This is a genomic window from Pseudomonas sp. MWU13-3659, assembly GCF_023757525.1.
Classification (GTDB): domain Bacteria; phylum Pseudomonadota; class Gammaproteobacteria; order Pseudomonadales; family Pseudomonadaceae; genus Aquipseudomonas; species Aquipseudomonas entomophila_E.
Genome location: NZ_JAMSHW010000036.1, coordinates 24,947 through 40,418, shown reverse-complemented (window position 1 = coordinate 40,418; position 15,472 = coordinate 24,947). Strand labels below are relative to the sequence as shown.

Sequence of the window (15,472 nt, the reverse complement as noted above, 5' to 3'; positions counted from 1 at the left end):
GATCGATCAAGCCTTGCTCATTCAATCTCAGGTGCAGACGTTTGAGCATCTGCTCGAAAGTCCCTTGGTTTCGCCAGCCCCGAAACCGTTGATACACCGTTGACCATGAGCCGAAGCGCTCAGGCATATCTCGCCATGCAGCACCCGAGCAGAGCACCCACAGCACGCCATCGAGCATTAGGCGGTCGCTTAGTCGGGGCCGGCCTCGGCCATGGGTTTCGATGAAGAGATCGGAGACCACATCCCAGGCCTCGTCCGTGAGTTCGTAGCGCCTTGCCATCACAGAATTCCTTTCCGTTAATGGCGCGTGACTCTACAAAATCTCAGCGCTGGAGGAGCGACGATTAGGTTTCTCGGGATTTCGTACAGAGCCTAGAAAATAAATCTGCCCTTTTGATCGGTGTCTGGCGACGAGGCGATGTTTCTTATATAAGTCTTCGAAAGTTGCGCGGTGACATGGCTTAAGGGGAACCAGTAATGAGCCTTGATGAACAATGGGAGCCTGGCTTCGGCACTATATATACGTGGTTGGCTATGGATAGAGTTGGTCGAATTGCGGTCATGGTGAACAATTGTTTTGGTGATATTCCAAAAGTGCTCTTGGCGCTGAGCGGAGCAGAGGAAATGCTGGACGCCATCAGTGAATTCATGTGGGAGGAGTCTCAGGTCTTTCGGTCGTACCCACCTTTGAAGAAAGGTGGCTTTACGGTGGACTTGTATTCGGCATGGCGCTGGCAAGGAAGAGACAAAGCTTTCGTTCTGGATGAAATGTTGGGTGGTCTCGAAGAGCAAGGAATCTATAGTGAAGCCAGCCTTGCTTCTAACAAAGGTTTTTTTGTCTATCATGCGGTTGAAGGTTCCCGAGAGGGAGAAGACTTCCCCGTTGGCTTCGATGGTTCCACGAATATGGGGGATTACTTCAGGTTTTTGATGCCTGGAGTGTACGCATCAATTGAAGATTTTCCAGAGGCCCTGAGAACAGGAATCGTCGTATCGAAAACTTTGGATTTCGATTCGGCGCGGGTGCTGAGTGGAAAGTGTACCAATGAGTATTTCTGCGATCTGTATAAGTGCTAAAAAGGCAAAAGTGTTCCCTTTTGTGCCTTTTTGGCGATGCCTTAAGTCCATGCAGGCCCCCTATTGGTGTCGGCACCCTCGTCAGGAACTGGACCAGCAGGGGGCCCACTGGAGGAGAACACCTTTGATCGGTCACCCGTCGACGTACGAATTGCAGGCGGGGCATTTTAGGCTGGTATCGACAAGGCTTGGCGTCTGATAATCAGGATCCATTCCTACTGCCGAGCCTTGCCATGTCGTTCAATCTGCAAAGGGGGCGCCCATGACGGTGGCCCGCAAGAACCCCGACGCCTTCGCCTTCCAGGTCATGCTGGGGCTGTGCCTGGTCTGGGGCTGCCAGCAAGTGTTGATCAAGTCCGCCGCCGTGGATATCGCCCCGGTGATGCAGGCGGCGTTTCGCAATGGCATAGCCGCCCTGCTGGTGGGGCTGCTGGTCTGCTTCAAAGGTGGCTGGGGGCAGGTTGGCACGACCTGGCGCGCCGGGCTGCTGGCCGGTGGCTTGTTCGGCCTGGAGTTCCTGTTCATCGCCGAGGGGCTGAAGTTGACCTCGGCGGCGCACATGTCGGTATTCCTCTACACCGCACCGATCTTCACAGCGCTCGGGTTGCATTTCATGATGCCCAGCGAGCGGCTGCGGCTGTTGCAGTGGTTCGGCATCCTGCTGGCGTTCGGCGGGATCGCCCTGGCGTTCGCTGGCGGTATTTCCCTCGATCAGCTCGATGGCCGCATGTTGCTGGGCGATGGCCTGGCGATCCTGGCGGGCCTGGCCTGGGGCGCGACCACGGTGGTGGTGCGTGGCTCGCGATTGTCCGAGGCACCGGTGACCTTGACCTTGTTCTATCAGTTGGCGGTGGGGTTTGTCGGGTTGGTGCTGATCGCGCTGATCAGCGGGCAGATCGCCGATTACTCGCTGACCCCGCTGGCGGTGGGCAGTGTGCTGTTTCAGGGGATCGTGGTGTCCTTCCTGAGTTACCTGACCTGGTTCTGGTTGCTGCGCAAGTACCTGGCGTCGAACCTGGCGGTGTTCTCGTTCATTACACCGTTGTTCGGGGTGACCTTCGGCGTGTTGCTGCTGGATGAGCCGCTGAGCCTGAACTTCGTGATCGGCGCGGTGATGGTATTGCTCGGCGTGGTCATGGTCAGCGCCGAGGCGTGGGTGCGGCAGCAGTTGCGCAAACTGGTGGGATGACAGGGTAGAAGCAAGTGCCGGCCCTTGAGCGGCATTAGCCGCCAAGGGGTCGGCAAGGTAATTCGTTTGTCGGTCAGCCCACGCCTTGCTGGACCAGGTGAGGTCTGGCAGCCATGTCTATTCCCAGCGCTTTCATGACAGTCAGGAACGACTTGAGCGTTGGATTGCCGTGTTCACTGAACGAGCGGTAAAGCTGTTCGCGAGACAGGCCTGTTTCCTTTGCCAGTTCACTCATGCCCTTGGCGCGAGCTACCACGCCCACGGCTTTTGCCACGTAGGCTGCATCCCCTGTCTCCAATGCATCGGTCATGAACTGCGCGATAGCTTCCGGGGAAGTCAGATAGGCGGCGGCGTCGAATTCATGGAACGTTTCAGTCATTTTGCATCCTCCACGACTGCAGGATCTGCCGGGCTGCCTTGATGTCCCGCTGCTGGCTGCCTTTGTCGCCGCCGCAAAGCAGGATGATCAAGGCATCGCCGCATTGGTGAAAGTACACCCGATAGCCTGGGCCATAATGGACTCTCAGCTCACTCATGCCATGGCCGACCGGTGAAACGTCACCCGCTAGTCCTTCCTTGAGCCGGTTGATTCGAGCGACGATTCTGGCCCTTGCCGTGGTATCCCGAAGCCCGATCAGCCAACGCCTGAAACTGCTGGATTCGATGGTTTTCATCGGGTGAATGTAGTTTATAAAATACAGCGGGAACGGCCGCAAATGATTTCTGCCTTTTGCAGTCAGGGCTTTCCCTGTCAGGCCATTCGGGTTCCCGGTGGGCAGCCCTGCAAACGGCGGTTTCCCGTGATGACCAGCATGCCCGCCACGGTCAACCCTGCAGCCGCCAACATCAATGCAGGCTGCAGGCTGGCGCTGTAGTGGTTGCTCAAGGCCGCCAGCAACGGCCCGCTCAATTGCCCCAGGGCAAAGCACGCAGTCAACAGCCCGGCATTGCGCTGCGTGGCATGGGGCGCCAATTCCCGCGAGCGCTGCATCACCAACTGCATGCAAGCCAGGAATGGCCCACCGCACAGCAGTACCCCCAAAGCCAGGCCGATGCCGCCACCCAGCAGGCAGGCAAGTACACCCAGCCCTTGCAGCCATAGGGTCGTCGTCAGCCAGCTTGAGGTCCGCCCCGAGCGACGCAGGCTGACCAGCAGTACCCCCAGCGCCGATGCCAGCCCAAACGCAGGCCAGAACAGGTCGGCGAGCCATTGCCCGTGAAACTGCTGGCTGGCCATTTGCGACAGGAAGGTGGCCGGCAGGATGTAGCCAATCCCGTAGAGCGCATAGACCAGGCCCAGGCGCCCGATGCCGGTGACGCGCCGCTGACTACTGTCGACGGTGACTGCGGCGGCGGGTTCCAGTGCCTTTGGCAGCCACGGCAGCACCGCCAGCAGCATCACTAGCGCGGCGACACCATACACCAGCCACAGGGCCGCCGAGTTCAGCCCGAGCAGGTGCGCAGCCAAGGCCAGGACGCCCGTCAGCGCGATCCCCACGCCCGGCCCGGCGAACACCAGGGCACCGAGGCGCTGCTGGCCATGGGCACTGGCCAACTGCTGGCTGAGGCTGGCGATCATCACCAGTACCCAGGCACTGGCCACTCCCGTGCCGAAGCGCAACAGCAGGTGACTCCAGAAACCATCGGCGGCCCAGGAGGCCAGGGTCAGCAGCACGCACAACCACAGGCCGCCGTGCAGGCGCAGACGCACCTGGGCCGGTTGGCGGGCGAACATGCCGTCCACAGCGCCAAGGAAGTAGCCAAGGTAGTTGGCCGCGGCGATCAGGCCACCGGCGGTCAGGTCGAACTGGCCCTCGGCGATCAGCCGGGGCAGTTGCGGGGTGAGGGCGAAGCGGCCGATGCCCATGGCCATCATCAGCGCCACGGCGCTGGCCAGCAGTTGCACGAGGGGCGACATGGAAAGTCTCCTGCACGAAGGGATGCGATGGGTGGCAGGGTAGGGCGCATTGACTTTCAATAAAATTGAATAATGATGATCAAGTTGTTCTGTTTTGGAGAAGATCATGGAGTTCAGCCAACTGCGCATCTTCCAGGCCGTGGCCGAAGAAGGTTCGGTCACCCGCGCCGCCGAGCGCCTGCACCGGGTGCCGTCGAACCTGTCCACGCGCCTGCGCCAGCTCGAAGAGCAACTGGGGGTGGAGCTGTTCCTGCGTGAACGCCAGCGCCTGCAGTTGTCGCCGGCCGGCAAGGTGCTGCTGGACTACGCCAGCCGCCTGGCCAACCTGCGTGATGAGGCGATGGCGGCAGTGCAAGGGGGTCAACCGGCGGGGGACTTCGTGCTCGGCACCATGTACAGCACGGTGGCTATCCACTTGCCGGCGCTGCTGGCGCGCTACCACCAGGCGTATCCGCAGGTGAACCTGCAAGTCCAGGCGGCGCCCAGCGGCGAACTGCTGGAGGGCGTGCTGAGCCACCGGATGGACGCGGCGTTGGTGGACGGCCCGCTCAACCTGGCTGGCCTGGATGGCATACCACTGTGCGACGAGACGCTGGTGCTGATCACCAGCCCCGAGCACCCCGCGGTGCACAGCGCCAAGGATGTCGCCGGCAAGGCGGTGTTCACCTTCCGCCAGGGCTGCTCGTACCGCATGCGCCTGGAGGCCTGGTACGCCCATGCCCACACGCCCATGGGCCGGGTGATGGAAATCGAGTCGTACCAGAGCATGCTGGCCTGCGTGATCGCCGGGGCAGGGGTGGCGCTGATGGCACAATCGATGCTCGACAGCTTGCCTGGGCGTGACCGGGTACGCGCGCACCGGTTGCAGGCACCCTTCGATCACGCCGTGACCTGGTTGATGTGGCGCCAGGGCATGCGCGGTGCAAATCTGCAGGCGTGGATCGATTTGCAACAAAGCGAAACGATTGACCGGCCGTCGGATGCTGCGGCGTCCGCTTGATTCGGGTCAAAATCGCCCATATCTGTAAGAGCGTAGGCATGCGCAGTACAGGACATAGGTCTATGATCTGTATGAAGCATCGCAGAATCGATTGACCGTGAGGCTGACCCGTCAAGGGGGCATTATGAACCAACGCATGTATAACTGGCTCCACGACCTCGCCGTCGCCCTGGGCTTGCTCCCGCCACCGCTGCAGCCGGTGCCGATTCCAACCGACGAAGAACAGCGCAAGCGCCAGCCGCGTCGCCGCTGAAACCAGGCAAAAGGCCGCCGCATCTGCACGATGCGGCGGCCTTTTGCGTTTCTGGTTCGCCGGCAAGCCGGCTCCTACGGAATTCGTGTAGGAGCCGGCTTGCCGGCGAACACATCAGGCGAGGTTGACTGCCGTCACCGGCTTGCGCGAGGCCAGGCTGACCACCACGAAGCTCACCAGGCCAACAGCCAGGCTGTAGTAGATCGGCGAGTTGGCGTCCAGGCCATCCTTGAACATGAAGAACAGCGCAGTGGCGAAGCCCAGCGACATGCTGGCGATGGCGCCGGCGGTGGTGGCGCGTTTCCAGAAGATCGCCCCCATCAGCGGGATCAGCATGCCGCCGACCAGCAGGTTGTAGGCCAGGGTCAGGGCGCTGATCACATCGTTCACCGCCAGGGCGATACCCAGCACCACCAGGCCGGTGAGCAGGGTGAACAGGCGGTTGATGCCCAGGCTCGATTGCTTGCCGCCGCGCAGTTTGGGCAGCAGGTCTTCGGTCAGGGTGGTCGAGGCGGCCAGCAGGCCGGCACTGGCGGTGGACATCATCGCGGCCAGGGCGGCAGCCATCAGCAAGCCACGGATGCCTTCAGGCAACTGGCCCTTGATCATCTCGGCGAAGGCGTTGTTCGGGTTGGCCAGGTCCGGCATCAGCACGTGGGCGGCCATGCCGATCATGGCGCAGGCCAGACCATACAGCACGCAATAGATACCCGCGGTGGTGCCGGCGCGCTGGCAGACCTTCTCGTCACGGGCGGTGAACACCCGCTGCCAGATGTCCTGGCCGATCAGGATGCCGAAGAAGTAGATCAGGAAGTAGGTGATGATGGTGTCCCAGCCGATGGTGGTCCAGCTGAAGCTGGCCGCCGGCAGCTTGGCTACCAGGGCGTCCCAGCCGCCGGCCTTGTACAGGCACACCGGCAGCAGGATGAACATCAGGCCCACGGTCTTGATGATGAACTGGACGATATCGGTCAGGGTCAGCGACCACATGCCACCGATGGTCGAGTACACCACCACCACGCCGCCGCCGAACAGCAGCGCCATCCAGAACGGCACGTCGAGCAGCACCTGCAGCACGGTACCCATGGCCAGGGTCGAGGTGACGCCGATCATCAGCGCATAGGCGAGCATGATCGCCGCGCTGGCCTGGCGCGCCATGGGGTTGTAGCGGCGCTCCAGCACCTGGGTCACGGTGAAGATCTTCAGGCGCAGCAGGGGTTTGGCGAGGAACAGGTTGAGGGCGATGATCCCCAGGCCCAGCGCGGCGCACAGCCAGAAGCCGGAGATGCCGTGGACATAGCCCAGGCGCACGGTACCGACCGTCGAGGCACCGCCGAGCACGGTGGTGGCCATGGTGCCCATGTACAGGGTCGGGCCGAGGTTGCGCCCGGCCACCAGGTAGTCTTCGTGGGTCTTCGCCCGGCGCATGCCGTACCAGCCAAGCCCGAGCATGCCGACGGCATAGATCAGTACAACGATGATGTCCAAGGCCATTGGGGGTCTCCCGATTATCTTTATTATGGCGAGATCGGCCGTCCGGACGGTGCAAGGCGCCCGGCGGTCCTGTCGTGTGTTGGCGGGCCTCTGTGGCCCTCCCGAATGGCTCCTGCCGGGGTCAATCTTTCAGCGTGCTTTTCATTACCTGTAGGAGCGGCTTCAGCCGCGAAGCAGGCACCGCCGCATTTGGCACCCGCTTCGTGGGTGATCGCGGCTGAAGCCGCTCCTACAGGGGGAGGCCCGCCTTAGCGGCGCACCACGCCTGGCAGCACGCAGAGCATTTCGAACAACAGGTTGGCGCCCAGCAACGAGGTGTTGCCGGTGGTGTCGTAGGGTGGGGAGACTTCGACCAGGTCACAGCCGATCAGGTCCAGGCCGTGACAGCCGCGGATGATCTCCATCGCCTGGATGGTGGTCAAGCCGCCGATCTCCGGGGTACCGGTGCCAGGCGCCCAGGCCGGGTCGATGCCGTCGATGTCGAACGACAGGTATACCGGGCCGCCACCGACCTTTTCACGCACTTCGGCCATCAGCGGTTCCAGCGACTTGTGCCAGCACTCTTCTGCCTGTACTACGCGAAAGCCCTGGCGGCGGCTCCAGTTGAAGTCGTCGGCGGTGTAGCCCTGGGCGCGCAGGCCGATCTGCACCACGCGGTCGCAGTCAAGCAAGCCTTCCTCCACCGCGCGGCGGAAGGTGGTGCCGTGGGCGATCTTCTCGCCGAACATGTGGTCGTTGACGTCGGCGTGGGCATCGATGTGCACCAGGCCGATCTTGCCGTGCTTCTTGTGCAGGGCACGCAGGATCGGCAGGGTGATGGTGTGGTCGCCACCCAGGGTCAGCGGGATGACGTTGTGCTCGACGATCTCGTCGTAGGCTTGCTCGATGATGCGCACGGCGTCCAGCAGGTTGAAGGTGTTGATCGCCACGTCACCGATGTCGGCCACCGACAGCGAGTCGAACGGGGCGGCACCGGTGGCCATGTTGTACGGGCGGATCATCACCGATTCGGCGCGGATCTGCCGCGGGCCGAAGCGGGTGCCCGAGCGCAGCGAGGTGCCGATGTCCAGGGGCACGCCGATGAAGGCGGCGTCCAGGCCTGCGGCGCTTTGCAGGTGGGGAAGGCGAAGCATGGTGGCGATGCCGCCGAAACGCGGCATTTCGTTGCCGCCCAGTGGTTGGTGGAGAATCTTGTCCACGGTGGGCCTCATCAGTCGGTCGATTGTTCTGTTTGTTCGAACCTGTGCCGCCGCGCGCCTGGATGATCGGGTCATGTCGGCGGACAGGGACATTTCGCCGCAGTCTGCGCAAGGTAGTGCCCGGGAAGAATCGCTACCGACAAAAACTTACTTCAGGATTTTCTGAACTATCGGCGTGCAGGCGAGTTAGACTCTGGCCATTTCCAGCCCGCGGACCCATCGCCCCATGGCCTCATCGCTGCCCGACCTGAAACTGCTGCGGATCTTCGCCAGCGTGGTGCGCCATCAGGGGTTCGCCAACGCCCAGCGTGACCTCAACCTGTCGACTTCGGCCATCAGCACCTACATGAGCCAGCTGGAAAGCGCCCTGGGCATCGTGCTCTGCCACCGCGGCCGGGGCGGCTTCAGCCTGACCAGCAAGGGCGAACTGTTCCATCAGGAAACACTGCGCCTGCTGGGCGAGCTGGACGGTTTCGAACAGTACGCGGCGGCGCTCAAGGGCGAGCTGCGCGGCACCCTGAACCTGGGGGTGATCGACTCCACCGTCGGCGACCGCGCCCTGCCGTTGGCCGAAGCCATCGGCGCCTATAGCCAGGAGCACCCGGCGGTGCACTTGCATCTGTCGGTTTCCAGCCCCTACGAGTTGCAACTGGGGGTGCAGGACAACCGCCTGGACCTGGCCATCGGCGCCTTTTCCTCGCGCATGAGCGGCCTGGTCTACCAGCCGCTGTACCGCGAGCAGCACTGGCTGTACTGCAGCAGCCGCCACCCGCTGTTCGCCGAGCGGCGCATCCCCGAGCCGGTGATCACCCAGCAACGCATGGTCGGGCGTGGTTACTGGAGCCAGGCCGAACTGGCCCGGCATGGCTTCAAGCACAGCGCGGCAACGGTGGAGAGTATGGAAGCGCAGCTGATTCTGATTCTCTCCGGCGCCTACATTGGCTACCTGCCCGAGCACTATGCCCAGGCCTGGGTCGACAAGGGTGACCTGCGCGTATTGTCGCCGGCCACCTTTGGTTACCAGGCGCCGTTTTCCCTGATCATTCGTCGTGGACGGAGCCGGGAACCCTTGATCCAGACATTCCGTGACCTGCTCAAGAGCCAACTCAACGTGGGCTGACCCAGGCCGTGTTCAGCACATTCCGTCAGGTCGAGTAAATTTCCTACAAAACTTGACCGCTGACGTGATGGCCTTCTGCTAAACATCTACTTGCTTTGATGAATTTCCCACTCATCTGGATAAGCAAGGGACCGCCAACGATGCGCATGAATTTGCCCGTCACTGAGCACGAAAGAACCTTCCCCCAACACCAGCGGCTGATTTCCACCACCGACCTGAACAGCCGCATCACCTACTGCAACGACGCATTCGTGGCCATCAGCGGTTTCACCTACGACGAACTGGTGGGCCAGCCACACAACCTGGTGCGTCATCCCGACATGCCGCCGGCGGTCTTCGGCCATATGTGGGACACCATCAAGCAAGGCAAGCCCTGGATGGGCGTGGTCAAGAACCGCGCCAAGAACGGCGATTTCTACTGGGTCAGCGCCTATGTCACGGCGATCTACGAGAATGGCCGGATCAGTGGCTACGAGTCGGTGCGCTCGGTGCCGACCCGTGAGCAGATCCGTCGCGCCGAGCATCTTTATGCGCGCTTGCGCGCCGGCCGTTCTCCGGTGCCTCTGGCGGCCCGCCTGGGCCACGGCGTCGGGCATGGTTGGCCGCTGATCGGCGCTGGCCTGCTGTCGGCTGCGGCCTATCTCTGGTTACCCGCGTACGCGGCGCTCGGAGTGCTGATGGCCAGCCTGCTGGCGGCCTGGTACCTGGTCGAACACCGGCAGAACCAGGCCATACGCCGTACGCTCGAAGAGCACCCCAAGGCGTTCACCAGCCCGCTGGTGGCCCTGACCTACAGCGACAACCCCGGCCTGCAGGGCCAGCTCGACCTGGCCATCATCAGTGAGGAGGCACGCCTGCAGACCGCGCTGACTCGCCTGGTGGACGCCGGAGTCGGGGTCAAGTCGCGGGCCGCGCAGTCTTCGGACCTGTCCGGTGCCCAGGCGCAGATGCTCGACCGCCAGCGCAGCGAGACCGACCAGTCGGCCACGGCCATCGCGCAGATGGCCGCGACCATCCAGCAGGTCACCCACAACGTGCAGAGCACCGCCCATGCCGCCAGCGACGCCGACCACCTCGCCCAGCAGGGCAGCGAGCTGGCCGAGCAGAGCCTGCGGGCGATGGGCAGCATGCGCGAGGCGGTCGGCGATATCGGCCAGGCGGTCAATGCGCTGGCCGAGCAGACCCAGTCGATCGGCGGCGTGGTGGATGTCATCACCTCGATTGCCGAACAGACCAACCTGCTGGCGCTCAACGCCGCCATCGAGGCGGCGCGGGCCGGTGAGCAGGGCCGGGGCTTCGCGGTGGTCGCCGACGAGGTCCGCTCGCTGGCCCAGCGTACTCGCACCTCGACCGAGGAGATCCATCACATCATTGCCAGCCTGCGCAGCGGTGCCGACCGCGCGGTGGCCAGCGCCAGCCGCGGCCAGCAGATCTCCCAGGACAGCGTGCACAGTGTCGAGGCCGTGCAGGAGGCGCTGGCCGGAATCGCCCAGGCGGTCAGCCGCATCACTGGCATGAGCCAGCAGATGGCCACCGCGTCCGAGCAGCAAAGTCATGTGGCCGAAGATATCAACCAGCAGATCGTGCGCATCGCCCACCTGTGTGATGAGAGTGCCGGGCAGGCCAAGCAGGGCGCCGAGATCAGCCAGGACCTGGAGCGCATGGCGGAGTACCTGCACAGCCTGGCGGAGCGGTTCAATCGTTGAGGCCTGTTCGTCGGCAAACCGGCTCCTACCCGGTCTGGTGTAGGAGCCGGCTTGCCGGCGATGGGCTGCGCCGCAGCCCCAGGGTTGCAGCCTCACCGCAACCCTGTGGCAAACTACGCGCCCGAAGGAGCCCCCTCATGTCCAGACCTCGCTGCGAGCGTTGCCAGCGCCCGCTCGCCCATTGCCTCTGCCCACTGATCCCGCACCTCGACAGTCGCACCCGGGTGGTCGTCTTGCAGCACCCCAGCGAAACCTCGCACGCCCTGAACACCGCGCGTTTGGCGACCCTTGGCCTGGTCAACGCCGAACTGCGGATCGGCGAGGTGTTCGACGACCTGCAGGATCTGCTGGCCACGCCGGGCTACCGGCCAGCGCTGCTGTTCCCTGGAGAGGGGGCCGAAGTCCTGCAGGCTTATGGATACGATGACAACCTGCCGCTGCTGCTGATCGTCCCCGATGGCACCTGGCGCAAGGCGCGCAAGATGCTGTACCTGAACCCGCTGCTGGAGGCGCTGCCGCGGGTGACGCTGGGCGATGTTCGGCCATCGCGCTACCGGTTGCGCAAGGCGCCGGAACCGGGCGCTCTGTCGACGCTGGAGGCGGTGGTGCAGGCATTGAAGGTGCTGGAAGCGCCGACCGATTTCGATGCCTTGCTGCGCCCATTCGAGGCGTTGATCGAGGGGCAGATCGAAGCCATGGGGGCCGAGACGTTCCAGCGCAATCATGGGTAGACCTCTGTAGGAGCGGCTTTAGCCGCGATCACCTGCGAAGCGGGTAACAGACACCGCGTCGCCTTTATCGCGGCTGAAGCCGCTCCTACAGGGGGCTGGGCTCACCGCTCCCGCAACGCCTCCGTTCGTGCCTTCAGCACTGGCTTCAACAGATAATCCAGCACGCTCTTCTGCCCGGTGATGATATCCACCGTGGCCACCATCCCCGGGATGATCAGCAGCGGCTTGTTATCCCCACCCAGATGGTTTTTCTCGGTGCGTACCTGGATCAGGTAGAACGCATTGCCCTTGTCATCGGTCACCGTGTCGGCGCCGATCAGTTCCAGCTTGGCTTTCAACCCACCGTAGATGGTGTAGTCATAGGCACTGAACTTGACCATCGCCGTCTGTCCCGGGTGCAGGAACGCCACATCCTGTGGCCGCACCTTGGCCTCGATCAGCAGGTTGTCCTCGATCGGCACGATCTCCACCAGGTCGCTGCCGGGCTGCACCACCCCGCCGATGGTATTGACCTTGAGCAGCTTGACGATGCCGCGTACCGGCGACACCACGGTGGTGCGGTTGACCCGGTCGTCGATGGCGATGCTGGTGGCGGTGATCTTCGAAAGCTCGGTGCGCTTGTCATTGAGTTCCTTGGCGGCGTCGGAGCGAAAACCCGCGTCGGCCTCCTGGATCTTGCTCCTGATCTCCGCCACCGCGGCTTCGGCGCGGGGGATCGCCAGGCTGGTGGCGTTGAGCTGACCGCGGGCTTCGACGGTGCGTTGCTTGAGGCGCAGGATCTCCACCGGCGAGATGGCGCCCTTGCCCACCAGCGGCGAGGACATGTCCAGCTCCTGCTGCAGCAGGCCCAAGGCGGACCGGTATTGATCGACCTTGGAGCGGAACTCGGCGAGCTCCTGGGTCTTCTGCCGCAGCTGTTCATTGAGCGTTTGTTTCTCGCTGGCCAGGCGGCGCTGGCGCGAGTCGTACAGGGCGGCTTCGTCCTCGGCCACTTGCGGTGCCTTGGCCCGTACTTCATCCGACAGCGCGAAGGGGCGGCCTTCGGACTCCGCCGACAGGCGCTCGACCTGGGCGGTGAGGGCGTAGCGGTCGGCTTCGCTTTCGCCCTTGTTCGACTTGAAACGGGTGTCGTCCAGGCGCAGCAGGGTGGCGCCTTTGTCCACCATCTGCCCTTCGCGCACGAAAATCTCGGTGACGATGCCGCCCTCGAGGTTCTGTATCACCTGCACCTTGCTGGAGGGAATGGCTTTGCCCTCGCCGACGGTGACTTCGTCGAGCACCGCGAAGTTGGCCCAGGCCAGCGCCACCAGCAGCAGGATCGCGGTCAGCCACACGGTCAGGCGTGAAAGGCTCGGTGCGTCCTGCAGGGTGGCGCCGGCCAGCTCCGGCATGTAGTCGCGTTCGGCGCGCTTGTCGGTGCCGTGGAGGTAGCTGCGTACGCTGTGGCTGAGGGGCATGTCTCACCTCCAGGAAAATTGGCCCTCTGTAGGAGCGGGCTTGCCCCGCGATCACGGGCACGGCCCGTGCCAGGCACCGCGGTGTCTTCATCGCGGGACAAGCCCGCTCCTACAGGGATGGTTGTCGTGTCACAGTGCCGCGCCGATACGGCCTTTGCGCAACGCATCGATCACCGCGTCCTTCGGCCCATCGGCGACGATCTTGCCGTTGTCCAATACCAGCAACCGATCCACCAGGCTGAGCATCGAGGTGCGGTGGGTGACCAGCAGCAGGGTCTTGCCCGGCACCCAGGCGAGCAGGCGCTGGCGCAGTTGCTCTTCACTGCTGTTATCCATGTGGCTGGTGGGTTCGTCGAGGATCAGGATCGGCGGCTCCAGCAGCAGTGCCCGGGCCAGCAGCACCGCCTGGCGCTGGCCGCCGGAAAGCAGCTGGCCACGCTCGCCCACCGGGCGGTCGAAACCTTGCGGGTGCTGGCGGGCCAGTTCGCTGACGCCGGTCAGCTCCGCCACTTCGAGCATGCGCGCATCGCTGACATGGCGCGCGCCCAGGGTGAGGTTGTCGCGCAGGCTGCCGGCCAGCAGCGGCAGGTCGTGGGCCACGTAGCCCAGCTGGTTGCGCAGGTCGGCGATGTCCAGCTGGCGCAGGTCGAGGTTGTCCAGCAGCACCTGGCCTTCGTCGGGGTGGTGGAAGCCCATCAGCAGCCGCGCCAGGGTGCTCTTGCCCGAGCCGCTGCGGCCGATGATACCGATGCGTTCGCCAGGCTTGAGGACGCAGTTGACGTCATTGAGCGCTGGCGCGGTCTGCCCGGCATAACGGAAGGTGGCATGGCTGATGCTCACGCCGCCCTGCAGCGTGGTGTGATCCAGCGCCTGGTGTTCAGGTTGGCGCTCCTGGGGCAGGCTCATCAGCGCGTCGGTGCTGCGCATGGTCAACTGCGCCTGCTGGTAGCGGGTGATCAGCCCGGCGATCTGCCCCAGCGGCGCGAGCACACGGCTGCCGAGCATGTAGCTGGCGACCAGGGCGCCGACACTCAGGTTGCCGGCAATGATGCTGTACACCCCGGCGACGATGGTGGCCATGCCGCAGAACTGCTGGATGAACAGCGTGCCGTTGCTGGCCAGCGCAGATAAGTTGCGGGCGTGGGCATCGAGGCGGGCAATGGCGCCGTTGGTGTGCTCCCACTGGTACTGGCGCTCGCTTTCGGCACCGCAGGCCTTGAGGGTTTCCAGGCCGCCGAGGGTCTCGATCAGCAGGGCCTGGCGCACCGCGCCCAGGCTCAGGCTCTTCTGCACGGTGTCGCGCAGGCGCACCTGGATGAACAGCGCCAGGCCCATGGCCACCGGGAAGGCGATCAACGGGATCAACACCAGCCAGCCGCCGAGCAGGCCGATCACCAGCAGCATCAGGGCGACGAAGGGCAGGTCGATGATGCTGGTCAGGGTGACCGCCGTGAGGAATTCGCGCAGGCCCTGGAAGTCGTGGATGCTTTGCGCGAAGCCACCGATGGTGGCGGGGCGGGCCTTCATGCTCATGCCGGTGATGCGTTCGAACAGGGTGGCGGAGAGGATCAGGTCGGTCTTCTTGCCGGCCTGGTCGAGCAGGTGGGCGCGGACCATGCGCAGCACCAGTTCGAAGGCGGTGCCGATGAACAGGCCGGCGACCAGCACCCACAGGGTCGACAGTGCCTGGTTGGGCACCACGCGGTCGTAGGTCTGCATCACGAACAGGGGCACCATCAGCCCCAGCAGGTTGATCAGCAGGCTGGCCAGCAGGGCATCGCCATACAGCCAGCGGGAGTGGCGCAGGGTGTCGCGGAACCAGGCGTTGACCCGCGGTAGCAGTGGGGCGCGCACCTCTTCCAACGAATGGCGCGGACGGGCGAACAGAGCCTGTCCGCTGTAGGCCTCGGCCAGCGCCTCGCGCTCGACCCACTGCTCGCCGCCTTCGGCCTCGCAGGGCAGCAGCAGCGCCCGGCCGTTTTCGCCCCAACGTTGCAGCACCGCACTGCGGCCGTCGTTGAGCATCAGCAAGACCGGCAGGTTGAGCGCCGAAATGGCGTCCAGCTCGCGGTGCAGCAGCCGTGCCTGCAAACCGGCCTTGGCGGCCGCGCGCGGCAGCAGGGCCAGGCCCAGGCGCTGGTCGGCCAGCGGCAGGCCACTGCACAGGCTGGCGCGGCTGGCAGGGCAGCCGTGCAGCTTGCACAGGATCAGCAGGCCATCGAGCAACGGATCATCCACATCCAGGCGCGGTTGCGCGCTTTGCATACTGGTCACGATGGCCTACTCCTGTCGCGTTGGACGCTGGCGGGCAGCCTGTTGCGGCGGACC

At 64.0% G+C, this 15,472-nt stretch carries 15 protein-coding genes and 1 pseudogene; 8 read left to right on the top strand and 8 right to left on the bottom strand.

Annotated elements, in window-relative coordinates; genetic code table 11:
* Positions 1–280, bottom strand: a 280-nt coding sequence (locus NGM28_RS25560) for a transposase (RefSeq protein ID WP_252092080.1), incomplete at its 3' end; no start/stop codon positions are given.
* A 197-nt stretch (positions 281–477) separates the two neighbouring features.
* Between NGM28_RS25560 and NGM28_RS25555 the strand changes: the two genes are divergently transcribed.
* Positions 478–1,077, top strand: a complete 600-nt coding sequence (locus NGM28_RS25555) for a hypothetical protein (RefSeq protein ID WP_252092079.1) — start codon at positions 478–480, stop codon at positions 1,075–1,077.
* Positions 1,078–1,339: 262 nt separating this feature from the next.
* Positions 1,340–2,266, top strand: a complete 927-nt coding sequence (locus tag NGM28_RS25550) for a DMT family transporter (RefSeq protein ID WP_252092078.1) — start codon at positions 1,340–1,342, stop codon at positions 2,264–2,266.
* A 73-nt stretch (positions 2,267–2,339) separates the two neighbouring features.
* On the opposite strand, the gene NGM28_RS25545 is transcribed toward NGM28_RS25550, so the two are convergent.
* The 3 genes from NGM28_RS25545 to NGM28_RS25535 form a co-directional block, all read right to left on the bottom strand.
* Complete coding sequence (locus tag NGM28_RS25545) at positions 2,340–2,645, bottom strand: addiction module antidote protein (RefSeq protein ID WP_011535020.1); 306 nt, start codon at positions 2,643–2,645, stop codon at positions 2,340–2,342.
* A complete protein-coding gene (locus tag NGM28_RS25540) occupies positions 2,638–2,940 on the bottom strand; it encodes a type II toxin-antitoxin system RelE/ParE family toxin (RefSeq protein WP_252092076.1) in 303 nt (100 codons plus the stop codon). Before NGM28_RS25540 ends, NGM28_RS25545 begins: the two co-directional genes overlap by 8 nt.
* 77 nt (positions 2,941–3,017) lie before the next feature.
* Complete coding sequence (locus NGM28_RS25535) at positions 3,018–4,184, bottom strand: MFS transporter (RefSeq protein WP_252092074.1); 1,167 nt, start codon at positions 4,182–4,184, stop codon at positions 3,018–3,020.
* 106 nt (positions 4,185–4,290) lie between these two features.
* Here NGM28_RS25535 and ptrR point away from each other — a divergent pair, with 106 nt between their 5' ends.
* Together ptrR and NGM28_RS28750 are read left to right on the top strand one after the other, a co-directional pair.
* Complete coding sequence (ptrR, locus tag NGM28_RS25530; protein WP_252092072.1) at positions 4,291–5,184, top strand: putrescine utilization regulator PtrR; 894 nt, start codon at positions 4,291–4,293, stop codon at positions 5,182–5,184.
* A gap of 124 nt (positions 5,185–5,308) precedes the next feature.
* Positions 5,309–5,437, top strand: a complete 129-nt coding sequence (locus NGM28_RS28750; RefSeq protein WP_256660254.1) for a PA1414 family protein — start codon at positions 5,309–5,311, stop codon at positions 5,435–5,437.
* A 114-nt stretch (positions 5,438–5,551) separates the two neighbouring features.
* Here the strand turns inward: NGM28_RS28750 and NGM28_RS25525 are convergent, their stop codons facing one another.
* Positions 5,552–6,931, bottom strand: coding sequence for a sodium:solute symporter family protein (locus NGM28_RS25525; RefSeq protein ID WP_240063617.1), 1,380 nt, complete (start codon positions 6,929–6,931; stop codon positions 5,552–5,554).
* A 248-nt stretch (positions 6,932–7,179) separates the two neighbouring features.
* Positions 7,180–8,130 (bottom strand): agmatinase, encoded by a 951-nt coding sequence (speB, locus tag NGM28_RS25520; RefSeq protein WP_213657814.1) that lies wholly within the window; start codon positions 8,128–8,130, stop codon positions 7,180–7,182.
* A gap of 226 nt (positions 8,131–8,356) precedes the next feature.
* On the opposite strand from speB, the gene NGM28_RS25515 reads away from it, so the two are divergent.
* The 4 genes and pseudogenes from NGM28_RS25515 (at position 8,357) to NGM28_RS25505 (ending at position 11,687) form a co-directional block, all read left to right on the top strand.
* Positions 8,357–9,250: a LysR family transcriptional regulator gene (locus NGM28_RS25515; protein ID WP_213657813.1), complete on the top strand. Its 894-nt coding sequence runs from the start codon at positions 8,357–8,359 to the stop codon at positions 9,248–9,250.
* A 98-nt stretch (positions 9,251–9,348) separates the two neighbouring features.
* Positions 9,349–9,693 (top strand): annotated as a pseudogene (locus NGM28_RS29090) (PAS domain-containing protein); the annotation flags it as partial.
* A gap of 234 nt (positions 9,694–9,927) precedes the next feature.
* On the top strand, positions 9,928–10,956 hold the full coding sequence (locus NGM28_RS25510) for a methyl-accepting chemotaxis protein (protein ID WP_373694299.1): 1,029 nt from the start codon (positions 9,928–9,930) through the stop codon (positions 10,954–10,956).
* A gap of 137 nt (positions 10,957–11,093) precedes the next feature.
* Positions 11,094–11,687 (top strand): tRNA-uridine aminocarboxypropyltransferase, encoded by a 594-nt coding sequence (locus NGM28_RS25505; RefSeq protein WP_252092068.1) that lies wholly within the window; start codon positions 11,094–11,096, stop codon positions 11,685–11,687.
* Positions 11,688–11,788: 101 nt separating this feature from the next.
* Here the strand turns inward: NGM28_RS25505 and NGM28_RS25500 are convergent, their stop codons facing one another.
* Together NGM28_RS25500 and NGM28_RS25495 are read right to left on the bottom strand one after the other, a co-directional pair.
* A complete protein-coding gene (locus tag NGM28_RS25500) occupies positions 11,789–13,144 on the bottom strand; it encodes an HlyD family type I secretion periplasmic adaptor subunit (RefSeq protein ID WP_240063614.1) in 1,356 nt (451 codons plus the stop codon).
* A gap of 129 nt (positions 13,145–13,273) precedes the next feature.
* A complete protein-coding gene (locus NGM28_RS25495; protein WP_240063853.1) occupies positions 13,274–15,409 on the bottom strand; it encodes a type I secretion system permease/ATPase in 2,136 nt (711 codons plus the stop codon).
* Positions 15,410–15,472 lie beyond the last annotated feature (63 nt).